At 39.4% G+C, this 13,410-nt stretch carries 10 protein-coding genes; 8 read left to right on the top strand and 2 right to left on the bottom strand.

The genetic code is table 11. The annotated features are described in order from the left end of the window. Positions 1-105 precede the first annotated feature (105 nt). From LVD17_RS05980 to LVD17_RS05950, 7 genes are all read left to right on the top strand, one after another. Positions 106-3,681 carry a PKD domain-containing protein gene (locus LVD17_RS05980; RefSeq protein ID WP_233765410.1) on the top strand — a complete coding sequence of 1,192 codons (3,576 nt, stop codon included), beginning with the start codon at positions 106-108 and terminating at the stop codon, positions 3,679-3,681. Between the two features lie 195 nt (positions 3,682-3,876). Then, positions 3,877-4,350, top strand: coding sequence for an Lrp/AsnC family transcriptional regulator (locus tag LVD17_RS05975; RefSeq protein ID WP_233765409.1), 474 nt, complete (start codon positions 3,877-3,879; stop codon positions 4,348-4,350). Positions 4,351-4,353: 3 nt separating this feature from the next. Then, complete coding sequence (locus tag LVD17_RS05970; RefSeq protein ID WP_233765408.1) at positions 4,354-4,857, top strand: phosphoribosyltransferase family protein; 504 nt, start codon at positions 4,354-4,356, stop codon at positions 4,855-4,857. A 94-nt stretch (positions 4,858-4,951) separates the two neighbouring features. Beyond that, positions 4,952-6,454 (top strand): PAS domain-containing sensor histidine kinase, encoded by a 1,503-nt coding sequence (locus LVD17_RS05965; protein ID WP_233765407.1) that lies wholly within the window; start codon positions 4,952-4,954, stop codon positions 6,452-6,454. A 13-nt stretch (positions 6,455-6,467) separates the two neighbouring features. Then, positions 6,468-7,286, top strand: a complete 819-nt coding sequence (panB, locus tag LVD17_RS05960) for a 3-methyl-2-oxobutanoate hydroxymethyltransferase (RefSeq protein WP_233765406.1) — start codon at positions 6,468-6,470, stop codon at positions 7,284-7,286. Positions 7,287-7,339: 53 nt separating this feature from the next. Beyond that, a complete protein-coding gene (locus tag LVD17_RS05955) occupies positions 7,340-9,154 on the top strand; it encodes a TrkH family potassium uptake protein (RefSeq protein WP_233765404.1) in 1,815 nt (604 codons plus the stop codon). A 50-nt stretch (positions 9,155-9,204) separates the two neighbouring features. Further along, positions 9,205-9,891 (top strand): potassium channel family protein, encoded by a 687-nt coding sequence (locus LVD17_RS05950; protein WP_233765402.1) that lies wholly within the window; start codon positions 9,205-9,207, stop codon positions 9,889-9,891. A 2-nt stretch (positions 9,892-9,893) separates the two neighbouring features. Here the strand turns inward: LVD17_RS05950 and LVD17_RS05945 are convergent, their stop codons facing one another. Next, on the bottom strand, positions 9,894-10,472 hold the full coding sequence (locus tag LVD17_RS05945; protein WP_233765400.1) for a CAP domain-containing protein: 579 nt from the start codon (positions 10,470-10,472) through the stop codon (positions 9,894-9,896). Between the two features lie 139 nt (positions 10,473-10,611). Between LVD17_RS05945 and LVD17_RS05940 the strand changes: the two genes are divergently transcribed. Continuing rightward, positions 10,612-12,840 carry an NADP-dependent isocitrate dehydrogenase gene (locus LVD17_RS05940; protein WP_233765398.1) on the top strand — a complete coding sequence of 743 codons (2,229 nt, stop codon included), beginning with the start codon at positions 10,612-10,614 and terminating at the stop codon, positions 12,838-12,840. Positions 12,841-12,924: 84 nt separating this feature from the next. Here LVD17_RS05940 and ribH read toward each other — a convergent pair whose 3' ends face one another. After that, positions 12,925-13,401, bottom strand: a complete 477-nt coding sequence (gene ribH / locus LVD17_RS05935) for a 6,7-dimethyl-8-ribityllumazine synthase (protein ID WP_233765396.1) — start codon at positions 13,399-13,401, stop codon at positions 12,925-12,927. Between the last annotated feature and the right edge of the window lie 9 nt (positions 13,402-13,410).

Raw genomic sequence — 13,410 nt, 5'->3', positions numbered from 1 at the left:
TCTTTGTGCCGAGTTAACTAAAATTAATCTTTTATGGTTAATTTGTTGATAACACGCAATACCTTAGAAGTTACATTATGATCTAATATGGAATATACTTATCCTATGAATATCAAATTTCTACTAACAAGTGTATTTTTTTTTATTGAATGTGTTGCTTTATTCAGTCAACCTTCGGCAAATTACACCCTTCCCTCTCTTGTTTGCCTTGAGGAGAATGTTGCTATTCAAAACCTATCCTCAGATGCTACAAGCTACCAGTGGGATTTTTGTGAGGGGGATTTGACCAACTCATTAGTATTCGAGTCCGTGGGGTCAATCAGTGCTATGGCTACTCCTACTGATATGGATATTGAGTACCACGATGGAAACTGGATAGGTATTGCAACGAGTCGGTCAAACAATAGTGTTTTCAGAATAAATTTTGGTAGTGAGATAAATGATAAAATATTTACAATTCAGGATTTAGGAAATATAAATGGATTGCTTTCTGGTCCTGATCCAATAAAACTCATCTATGACGGGGCAGAATGGTTTGCTTTCATAATTAATGCTAATAATTCTTCATTAATAAGAGTGAGATTTGGTAATTCATTGCTTAATGAACCAATAGCTGAGGTGCTTTTAACGGGTATCGGAGGCAATGTAGTAGGTGGTTTGGACATTGCCAAAGACGGAGGGAGTTATATCGCAGTGGTTACGAACTCCAGTCTAAATAAACTTACACTTGTCAGTTTGGGAAGTGATCTGACAATTAATCCATCTCCTTCTGACGTTATTACCACGACAGGCAGTTCCATTGGTACAGGGTTAGATGATATACTTTTGAAGAAATATAATGGAAATTGGTTTGCATTTACAGGATCTATAAGTGATAGCAGGGTCAGGAGATATGATTTTGGAGGTAGTTTATTTAGTGATGCGCTTCCAACCAGAATTACCACTACACTTAGCTCTACTCAGTTCAGAGGAATTGAAATTGGAATCGATGCGGGTGAATATTATGGTATTGTTATTACTAATTTTGGAGAGTTATATAGGTTAAACTTTGGTAGTGATTTAGAAAACCTTAGTCCAACTGTAACACCACTAGCCTCAACCCCTCTTTATAACCGTCAGTTTCATCTTGAGTTAATAAAAAGTAATTCCTTTTGGAATATCATTAGCATGAATGCTGTGGATGAAACTTTAGTTTATGCCACTTTCCAGAATGACTGTGAATTAAACCAGTATAGTTCTGAAGATGAAAGCCCCTACAGCATTAAGTATCAGAATGCAGGTACATTTTATGTGTCACTTACCGCTTACAATGATAGTGGAGAAAATGATATGAGTTTGCAAACAATCACTGTTTCTTCTCAGGCGGCGCCGGATATAGACTTCACTTCCCAAAATCTCTGTCTAACTTCCTCAATCAACTTCTCATCTATCAACACATCAGGCAACATCAATTCCTACAATTGGAATTTTGGAGATGGCAACTCCTCTACCTCTGCCAACCCAAATCATACCTACGCATCAGTGGGAGACTACACCGTTACCTTAGAAGTAATAAGCTCCGACGGCTGCGAGAATTTTACCCAAAAAGATATTACAATATTCCCCGAACCGGCACCCGCATTTAACCTTCCCTCGGGTGCCATTTGCACCAATGATACTTACCTCTTCGAAAACACCACTCCAGGCAACTACGATGGCAATATCAGTTATGAATGGTTTGTAAACGGAGTATCCGTGGCCACCACTGAGGATCTCAGTTATGAATTTCCCACAGGAGGAGCGAAAGAAATCAAGTTGGTGGCAACTATTCCCGGCTGCTCTGTTGAATCCGTTCAAAATATCAGCAATGTAAGTGTCGGCCCCGTAGCTCAGTTTACCGTCAATGACGATTGTGTAGGCAAAGCTCTCCAATTCAATAATACTTCAACCGGCGATATCACATCTACACATTGGGATTTTGGTAACGGGTTTACCTCAAATCTTGAAAACCCGCTATTCCAGTACGCGGCGCCTGGTACCTATGATGTTACCTTGACCCTCACTAACAGCGCCGGCTGTCAGACATCAAAGGTTTTGGAGGTAAACGTCTATGAGTTGCCGGACGTGCAGTTTACCAATGATCTTTCATGTGAAGGTACTCCAACCGCTTTTACAGATGAAACGACAGTTGGTGATGCTAATATAACTTCATGGAGTTGGAGTTTTGATGATCCCTCTTCTGAGAGTAATACATCTACTGACAGGAACCCAATACATACATTCACCACAGATGGGGCCTTTGATGTAAAACTGGTAGCACAAACCACAAACGGTTGTAAAGATTCAGTTCAGCAAGTGGTGAATGTGAAGCCTGCCCCTGTAGCCGACTTCGAGTATGATAAACTGTGTATCAATGAATCGGTGCAGTTTATGGATGCCTCTGAGCCGGTACCTGGTGAAGATATTACCACATGGTCCTGGGATTTGGGTGGAGTATTCAGCGCGGAGCAAAACCCGGTTACAACATTTCAGTTTGCCATAGATTATAGCATCGGGCTTACGGTGACCTCAGAAAACCTTTGTACTGCTACAACATATAGAACTATTAGTATTAGACCGGCACCATCAGTTACATTCGGAGTGGAGCAGGCTTGTGATAATGCAGAAGCTCATTTTTTTGATACTACCGATCCACTTGGCGATCCAGTTACCTCAAGGAGCTGGAACTTGGCGAATCAGGCAACCAGTGAAGATTCTTCAGCATATCATGCGTTTAATCAAGCGGGGAGCTATGATGTTGGCCTTACTATAATTACAGAAAATGGTTGCGATTATTCTGTTACACAGTCTATACAGATCAATGAGGCACCCACAGCAGCGTTTGAACCATCTGTTACCTTTGGGGCACCACCACTTGATGTGGAGTTTACAAATAAGTCAGTTGGGGCAAACAATTTTCAATGGATATTTGAAGAAGGCAGTACATCTGATAATGTTAATCCGACTTATACATTTACTGAAGAAAGCCCCTATGATGTCAGATTGGTAGCAAGTGATGAAAACGGATGTAATGATACAATAACTCATCGGATCAATGTCTTGGATCCTAATCTGGATATTGTGCTTACTGCTATAAACAGAAATCCTGCTGATGAAACAGAAGTAATACTAACTGTTGGTAATAATGGAACAGTTACCATCGATAGCTTTAAGGCATCTGTTGACTTGGGAAATCAGGCGACTGTAGAGAAAGTAATTAGCCAGACGCTTAACCCGAGAGTGTCTTCCGGAGCACCTGTGCAATCTGTAAATATTAACCTGGATTTCAGTATAGACCCTCAGAGCCTGGATTATTTATGTGTCACGTTAATTCCCTTATTTGACGGGTTGGAAGAAAGTGATATTACCAATAACACAAAGTGTATAAATCTTGATGATAACCAAACGGTTATTCTTGCTCCGTACCCCAATCCTGCATCTGATCAATTGCGTATTCAAATCATTTCAAATGATCAAAATCCGGCCACGATTCAACTGTATAATGCCAAGGCAGATTTAGTGAAGGAGATAGAAATAAATAGGCTGTTGGTTGGCATGAATAACATTCTTATCAATGCCGCGGACATTGATAAAGGGCTGTATGTTTTAAAGGTATCAGTGGCGGGAAAAACAGCCATGTATAAGGTAATTGTAGAAAATTAGCAAAGTCAGTTTTAACAATATCTTTTTTTATATATCCTTCCTATTTGTATTTTATATCTATCTTCGCACCAAATAATATTTTGTAGTACAAGTTATATGTAAATGCAATAGCATTTTATTACTCAATAATTTCTGCTTAAGGGAGTTATAGTAGTTAATAGATTTGAATGGTCAAACAACTCAAAAATAAAAAGAATGAAACCGAAAATTAAGCTGGACAAAATTGATCGCAGGATATTGGAAATTCTTCAGGCTAATGCCAAAATTACCAATGCTCAACTTGCTAATGAAATTGGCTTGTCTCCTGCGCCAACATTGGAAAGAGTGAAGAAACTGGAAGTTTCGGGAATAATAAAAAGCTACCATGCCATGCTCAACAATGAGAAAGTTGGACTTGGTGTTAGTACTTTTGTTATGGTATCTTTAAAAGGGCACAATAAAGTCAATATAGAGGCCTTTACCCAAGCTATTAACGAAATTGATGAAGTAATAGAATGTCATCATATTACCGGCTCGGGAGACTTTATTTTAAAAATCATTGCTCAGGATATTGCAGCTTATCAAAAGCTAATGTTGGAGAAAGTAACTAATATTGAGGTTGTTGATAATATGCAATCTCTCGTGATATTATCTACCTTTAAGGATAGTAAAGTAATGCCAATACCTTAAACTATGGGAACAAAAGGTTTGATCTTAACTGATGCGCAGGTAAAGCAGAAAATCAAGCGTATTGCCTATGAGATATATGAGAACAACTCTCAGGAGAAAGAAATAATACTTGCAGGTATTTATGAGCAAGGTTATGAACTGGCTAAACTTTTACTTCTGGAGCTGGAATCAATAGCACCCGTAAAAATCACGCTCATAGGAGTGAAGCTGGATAAATTCGCGCCCACGCAAAGTGAAATAACATTGACCTGTGATGTTTCTCAGTTAAAGAATAAGAGCATTGTGCTAATAGATGATGTAATGAATACCGGCCGTACAATGGCTTATAGCCTCAAGCCCTTCCTTAACGTAAAAATTAAAAAAATAGAAACTGCGGTCTTGGTCAATAGGAGCCATACGCAGTTTCCCATACTAACCCAGTATACAGGGTACCAATTATCTACCACTATAAACGAACATGTTGAGGTACAATTAGAAAAGGATAAAAAAGAAGTATATCTTCAATGACCTGATAAACTTGTATTAGAGATATCATCCATTTATCTTAGACAAGTTTATTCAGGAAACCGTCATAGCCTGAATCTTTTAAATCTTATTAAATGTGAAAGGCGATAACGAAAACCCCATAAGTAGTTTGGCGCAAAAATGTCCTGAAATATCTTCATTGAAGGATCAACTGCATAAATATGAAGCAGCGGCTAACGGAGCTAATGATGGCCTGTGGGACTGGGATTTTGAGAATAATGTAGCTTTTGTATCCATACCCTGGAAAACAATGCTCGGGTTTGATGAAGATGAAGCTATTAGTTATAAGGGACTGCTCTCATGGGAGAACCTTCTGCACCCTGATGATAAGGAAAGAGCCATAAACACTTTTCGAGCTTATATAGATGGACTCACCGAGAATTATAGGGAAATTTTTAGACTGAAGCACAAAGATGGTACCTACAGGTGGATTCTCTCAAAAGCAAAAATAATTCATGATCACAATGGGAAGGCTGTAAGAATTTCTGGCTCACATACAGATATAACCGAACAAAAGAAAGCTGCCGATGCGCTGAAAAAAAGTGAGGAAAAGTATCGAAACCTTTTTCAAAATTCTCTGGTGGCTATGCTACGTAGTGACTCAGAGAATGGGAAAATAATAGAGGCCAATGAAAAATTTTGGCAAATGCTTGGGGTGAATAAGGATAAGGATTATCAGCTTAATTTTGATTTCTTTTATGATGATAAGGAGAAGAGAAGAGTTCTCGGACTTTTAAAGGAGCACGGTGCTGTAGACAACCTGGAGCTACAGATAAAAACCGTTACAGGTCAGTTGATATGGGTATCGTTTAGTGCAGTGCTTTATGCAGACGAGCAGGTGTTTGAATGTGTTCTGAAAGATATCACCCAAACCAAGGAAAACCTTCTGGAGCTGCAAAAAGTCAATTTCGAACTGGATAGCTTTGTCTATCATGCCTCGCATGATTTGAGGTCGCCGTTAAGATCAGTTTTGGGGCTCATCGACCTGTATAGAATGGAACAGAGCCAGCCCATAAAAAAAGAATGTATAGACAAAATTGAAAGTAGCGTAAAACGCCTTGATGACCTGGTAGTTGAACTACTAAGTATTTCCAGAAATGATCGTGTAAATGATCAGCATGTTCCCATTAACCTTATGGTAGAAATTAACAGCAGCATTTCCAGCTACTATAATGCAACCGATACCAAAGGACTTGAAGTTATTACAAGAGTGGCCCAACCCATACTTTTTCATTCGGATCTGACCAGAGTAAGGATAATTTTGAATAATCTGATTTCCAATGCTATTAAGTATAGAAGCTTTCATAAGGAGCGTTCCTATGTGCTTGTGGAAGCAAAGGTTACTAACGGAAAAGCTGTAATTAAAGTTGAGGATAATGGAGATGGGATTGAAGAGTCCAAATTGCCGCACATCTTCGATATGTTTTATAGGGCAACAGAGAAGAGTGAAGGCTCAGGCTTGGGACTTTATATTGTGAAAAAAGTTGCGGATAAGCTAAATGCTGAAATTGAAGTGAATAGTGAAGAACTGGAAGGGACTACATTCATTGTCACTATACCCAATGTAAAACAAATATAAAACGAACTATACTATGTCTGTTCATAAACCCAATATCAAAAAAATCACTACGCACCAACTTCAGGAAATGAAGAATAGAGGGGAGAAGATTTCAATGCTTACAGCCTATGACTTTTCTATGGCTAAAATATTAGACGGGGCGGGTATTGACGTACTGTTAGTGGGAGACTCTGCTTCTAATGTGATGGCCGGTCATGAGACTACACTTCCCATTACGTTGGACCAGATGATCTATCATGCTACATCTGTTGTCAGAGCAGTGGAGAGGGCTTTTGTAATTGTGGACATACCTTTTGGCTCTTATCAGGGCAATTCCTCAGAGGCGCTAAGGTCTGCTATCAGGATCATGAAGGAGTCCGGTGCACATGCTGTAAAAATGGAAGGTGGTAGCGAAATAAAAGAATCGGTTATAAGAATACTTAGTGCGGGCGTGCCGGTAATGGGCCACCTTGGGTTAACCCCTCAATCCATATTTAAATTTGGAACCTACACAGTAAGAGCAAAAGAGGAAGAAGAAGCAAAAAAATTGATCGCTGACGCCAAACTGCTTGAAGAGTGTGGTTGTTTTTCAATAGTACTTGAGAAAATCCCTGCGGATCTGGCAAAAAAAGTCGCAGAGGAAGTGTCTATACCTATTATAGGTATTGGGGCTGGTCCTCATGTTGACGGGCAGGTATTGGTGATGCAGGATATGTTAGGTATTACAAAAGAATTTAAACCCAGGTTTTTACGCAGGTACGCGGATCTGTACACAATAATCACCGATGCAGTAAGTCACTATATAGAGGACGTAAAGGCAAAGGATTTTCCCAACGAGGAAGAACAATATTGATTTTTCTGCCTTTATTTGTTGCCTCAAGTTAAAATTTAAACTGAGGTGGTATTTTGAGCAGAGGAAACCATTTAAACTCATCTAAAATCATTAATTCCCTGAACCAGGCTATTCAATGGATGCTTAGGTCAGGGCTTTTTATTATAAGCCTCCTGGCATTTGTCAGCATTATAGTTGAAGCCGGATTTAAGCTACCCTTTCATTTTATAATTATCATTCATATTTGGTACTTCTTATGTGTAACAGTATTTCTGTTCGTTATCATTTTGCGGATGATAATGAAGCTGCTCGGTCGTGCTGAAAAAAGGAGAATACTTTACTCGGAGTACTTTTTGTTTATAGTAGTAGCTGTTCTGCTTTTGATGAATATTCTTATACCGTCAGGGCAAGTGAGCGAAGTTACATTTGTAAATATTGTAACCGATGTGGTGTTTTTGAGATTCAGTGTCAGCCTCCTGTTCATTATTGAATTATCAAAAAAATCTTTAAAATTTCAACGACTTGACCTAAACCCTGCACTGTTATTTATTGGTAGCTTTTTGCTTTTGATTTTGGCCGGAACGGCCCTGTTAATGCTTCCAAGAGCCACCACCGAGCACCTGTCTATCTTAGAAGCTTTATTTACGTCAACCAGTGCCGTTTGCGTAACAGGATTAATTGTAGTAGATACAGCGACCCGGTTTACCCATTTTGGTCAGCTTATAATCCTTATTCTTATTCAGCTCGGTGGTTTGGGCATAATGACTTTCACCACTTTTTTTGGTTTTTTCTTTAAAGGAGCGTCAAGCTATCAAAACACGTTGTTTATTAAAGAATTTATCAATGAAAGTAAATTGAGTGAAATACTGCATACCATTGTTAAAGTAGTTGTAGTTACCCTAATCATTGAGGCTGTTGGGGCAGGTTTTATTTATTATTCTGTGGCCGAGACTTTTGATACACCCGAGGCGGTCTGGTATGCTGTGTTCCATTCAATTTCTGCATTTTGCAATGCGGGTTTTTCTACGCTTAGCAATGGACTCTATGAACCTGTAGTGAGATTTCAGTACGGGATGCAAATGATCATTGCAGCATTGATTTTTTTTGGGAGTATTGGCTTCCCCGTAATTTTCGATATCTACAAATCTTTGAAGTACTATGTTGTAAATAAATACATGTACATCTTTAAAAAAAAGCCATATGCTCACCGGGGTCGACACCTTACCGTGCATACTAAAATGGTACTTGTGACCACAGCAGTGCTTCTCACCGTAGGGTTCATTGTTTACTACATAGCCGAGTATAACAATACGTTAGCTCAAATGCCTTGGTATGGCAAAATTGTTGCAGCAGTTTTTGGAGCGGTTACGCCCCGTACTGCCGGATTTAACACTGTAGACATGGCCTCACTTTCTGCGGTGGTTGTTTTAATTTATCTTTTTCTAATGTGGATAGGGGCTTCTCCCGGCTCAACCGGAGGGGGTTTAAAAACAACAACGTTTGCTGTGGCAATTTTAAATGTATTAAGCATTTCAAAACAGAAAGATCGTATCGAAGTTTTTAGAAGAGAAATCACAAATGAATCAGTTAGAAAAGCATTCTCCGTGGTTTTGCTGTCATTACTGGTAATAGGTACTTCAATAGTGCTCGTGGCTTTGTTCGATCCTGATATACCTTTACTGTCAGTAATTTTTGAATGTTTTTCAGCATTTAGCACCGTTGGTCTTAGCTTAGGTATTACAGGTGATTTAAGTGAGGCAGGTAAAGTTGTAATCATAATCACCATGTTTTTAGGGCGGGTAGGTACACTTACATTATTAGCGGCACTTATTGCCAGTGCAAAAACACAGAGCTACAGGTATCCGTCCGAAAGTGTCTTTATAAGTTAATTAACAGCCAGACTTACTTATTGAAAGTTTGGCTTAAACAATCAGCAAAAATGAAATATATAGTTATCGGTTTGGGAAACTTTGGTTCAACACTTTCTATAGCCCTTACGGAAATGGGATTTGAAGTCATAGCTGTGGATAACGACATGAAGAAAGTCAATGAGTTCAAAGAGAGAATAACCCATACCATATGTTTGGATTCAGGTGATAAAACCGCTATGGACACCTTACCTTTAAAAGATAGTGATGCTGTTATTGTTGCTATTGGGGAAGATTTTGGAGCATCAGTGCTAACGACTGCTATTTTGAAACAATTGGGAGCAAAGAAAATTATCGGCAGGGCTATATCAGACTTACATCAGACCGTAATAGAAGCGATTGGAGTTGAAGAAATTATCAGACCGGAGGAAGAGTCGGCACATCGTCTGGCCAAAAGATTCCAGATAAAGGGTGTGGTAGATTCTTATGAGATATCTGAAGACTACAACATAGTAGAGACGGAATTGCCAGAAGAATACATAGGAAAAACTGTTCAGGAAACAAATTTCCGGGCGGAGTTTAATTTAAATATACTGACCATTATCAGAATGATTAAAACAGAAAATATTATAGGGCAACCATCTTTAAAAAGAAAAGTGCTTGGAGTTGTTACTCCAAACACCGTTTTCCAGGAAGGAGATATTTTGGTTATTTTTGGTAATAACAAAGATATCAAGAGATGTCTGAGCTCTGACTAGTATTATCGGTTATCGCACGTGGTAATTAGTGATTGATCATCTTTTAGCTGCCCAAACCACACCACGGCATATTCCTTGTATATCCCAATACCTATAGCATTCCACTTTATTTGTTTCCACATTCCTGAGTTAATCAGCAGCGGGTTATGACTTGGGCTTTTTTGCCAGCCCTGAAGCCCTTCTTCGGCATTGGCTCCGGCAGAGCTGTAGTAAGCAATTTCATATCCCGGACTATCATACCCTGAAATTTCCTTAGGTTTATCCCACATGCATTTTGCCATTTTATGATCATTGGTGTAGCAGCATGAAGTCCACATACCATTTTGAGACCAGCTATGAGGGTTGCATTCATTTGCAGGATCGAAATTGTAATAGTCAGCCAAATCTTTCGCGTGAACTTGGGCCACCTTTGTTAGTTTGGCTGAGAAAGGTATTGGGTCAAGCTTCTTTTTTTTGCGGTAATCATTAATGATGTTGTAAAGTTTTTGTTCTTCTGAACTTAAACACACTTCATTTGCAAAGTTTTCATCCGGAGCTCCAGAGAAGAGGCTGATAATTGAAAATAACAGTATTTGGATCATGATCTAAAATATTTACTAACAATCAACGATAAAAACCAGAAGCTGGTTTATTTAATTCCATTTATATATTCGTGCGCTTCAATTGCATAACGAATTTTATTAAATTCGCAACCTCCATAGAGTAGAAACCACAAAAATCATGACAAAAAAAACACCTAAAATTCTTTATACAAAGACTGATGAGGCCCCAGCATTGGCAACACATTCTTTACTACCTATTGTTCAGGCTTTTACCAACTCTGCCGGCGTGGTGGTTGAAACAAGGGATATCTCTCTCGCAGGCAGAATACTGGCAAGTTTCCCTGATAAGCTTACTGACTCACAAAGGATTTCTGATCATTTGGCCGAGCTGGGCGAAATAGCCAAAACGCCTGAGGCCAATATTGTTAAGCTTCCAAATATCAGTGCGTCTATCCCGCAGCTAAAGGCTGCTATAAAAGAGCTTCAAAGCCAGGGGTACGACATTCCCAATTACCCTGATGAGCCCCAATCCCCTGAGGAAAAAGAAGCTAAATCCAGATACGACAAAATAAAAGGAAGTGCAGTTAATCCGGTTTTAAGAGAGGGTAACTCTGATAGGAGAGCACCTAAAGCGGTTAAAGATTATGCTAAAAAGCATCCTCATTCAATGGGGAAGTGGAGCAATGATTCCAAGTCGCACGTTGCCAGTATGACAAGTGGAGATTTTTACGGAAGTGAAAAATCCGTAGTAATTAAGAAAGAAGGAAATGTTAAAATAGAATTCGTTGGTGACGATGGAAGTCATGTGGTTCTAAAGGAGAAGACCGCATTGCTGGAGGGAGAAATAATTGATGCTGCGGTGATGAGCAGATCGGCATTAAGATCATTTTTAGAAGAGCAAAAAGAAGATGCAAAAAAACAGAATGTTTTGTTCTCACTTCACCTGAAAGCTACTATGATGAAGGTTTCAGACCCAATTATCTTCGGACATGCCGTGACGGTTTTCTTCGCTCCGGTTTTTGAAAAGTATAATGAAACTTTGGATAAAATCGGTGTGGATCCAAACAACGGCTTGGGTGATTTGCTCGGTGAAATTCAGAAGCTTCCGGAAAACAAAAGAAAAGAGATAGAGGATGATATCGAAGCCTGCTACAAGAATGGTCCTGCCTTGGCAATGGTTAACTCTGATAAAGGCATTACTAACCTCCATGTTCCCAGTGATGTAATTGTTGATGCTTCAATGCCTGCAATGATCAGAACATCAGGGCAAATGTGGAATGCAGATGGTAATCAACAGGATACCAAGGCAATTATACCGGATAGATCTTATGCCGGTATTTATCAGGAGACAATTGATTTTTGCAAGAAAAATGGAGCATTTGACCCTGCCACCATGGGGAGTGTTTCAAATGTTGGTCTAATGGCCCAAAAAGCAGAAGAGTATGGCTCTCATGATAAAACTTTTGAGGTTCCTGGTAACGGAGCAGTTAAAGTTATAGATGCTTCGGGCAGTATACTAATGGAGCATAAGGTTGAACAAGGAGATATATGGAGGATGTGCCAAACCAAAGATGCGCCGATCTGCGATTGGGTAAAATTAGCTGTAAACAGAGCGAAAGCTACTGGTACTCCAGCTGTTTTTTGGTTAGATAACAGCAGGGCTCATGACGTACAATTAATTGAAAAAGTAGAAAGGTACCTGAAAGATCATGACACCTCCGGCTTGGAGATTCATATAAAGTCACCTGTTGAGGCTACCCGATTCTCACTTGAAAGAATTAAGGAGGGTAAAGACACTATTTCTGTAACAGGAAATGTATTACGTGATTATTTGACAGACCTTTTCCCCATCCTAGAGTTAGGGACCAGTGCTAAGATGCTATCTATCGTGCCATTAATGCAGGGTGGAGGCCTATTTGAAACAGGCGCAGGTGGCTCGGCGCCCAAGCACGTTCAACAGTTTGTAGAGGAAGGCCATCTTAGGTGGGACTCCCTTGGAGAATTTCTTGCCTTGGCTGTTTCCCTTGAGCATTTAGCAGAAACTTTTAACAATGAAAGAGCTAAGGTGCTTGCTGAAGCACTGGATAAAGCTACTGGCCAGTTCCTGGAAAATGATAAGTCTCCTTCACGTAAAGTTAATGAGCTTGATAACAGAGGCAGCCACTATTATTTGGCGCTTTATTGGGCACAGGCTTTGTCGAAACAGGATAAGGATTCAGAGTTGCGGGCAATTTTTGAAAATGTAGCTCAGAAATTAGCAGATAATGAGCAAAAAATAATTGATGAATTGAATGCTGCTCAGGGAAGTCCGGTAGACATAGGAGGATATTATAATCCTGAGCACGAAAAAGTGTCAAATGCTATGCGACCTAGTAACACTTTAAATAAGATCATAGAGTCTATTTAACTTTTATTGCAGGACAATTAAAAAAGAAATGGCTGCCTACACATTTGTAAGCAGCCATTTTTTATTTGTGAACTAGTCTAGAGGCTAGAACCCTAGCATTTTAATTGCTGTTATAGCAGCTTCATCACCCTTATTGCCATGTTTCCCTCCGGCTCTATCTAATGCCTGTTGCTGAGTATTTGGAGTGAGTACACCAAAAATAACCGGTTTGTCGTATTTTAGACTCACATTTGTAATGCCATGCGCTACGGCGCTACAAATGAAGTCAAAGTGTTTGGTTTCTCCTTGTATTACGCATCCAATGCAAATTACCGCATCTACATCTTCCCGTTTTGCCATCCATTGAGCAGCAAGGCTTAGTTCAAAGCTGCCAGGCACATCCTTCCTCAGGATATTTTCTTTTCTCACGCCATTCTCTCTAAGGGTATTATATGCACCCTCAAACATTGCCTCTGTCACTGCTTCATTCCATTCTGATACTATAATGGCGAAAATTTTGGTATTAATATTAGGTAGGTGCTTTTTTGAGAATGCACTTAAATTTTTATCTACTGATGACATTACGTTAGT

The sequence above is a fragment of the Fulvivirga ulvae genome (genome assembly GCF_021389975.1).
In the GTDB taxonomy this organism is placed as follows: domain Bacteria; phylum Bacteroidota; class Bacteroidia; order Cytophagales; family Cyclobacteriaceae; genus Fulvivirga; species Fulvivirga ulvae.
This window is presented reverse-complemented; position numbering and strand designations above follow the sequence as displayed.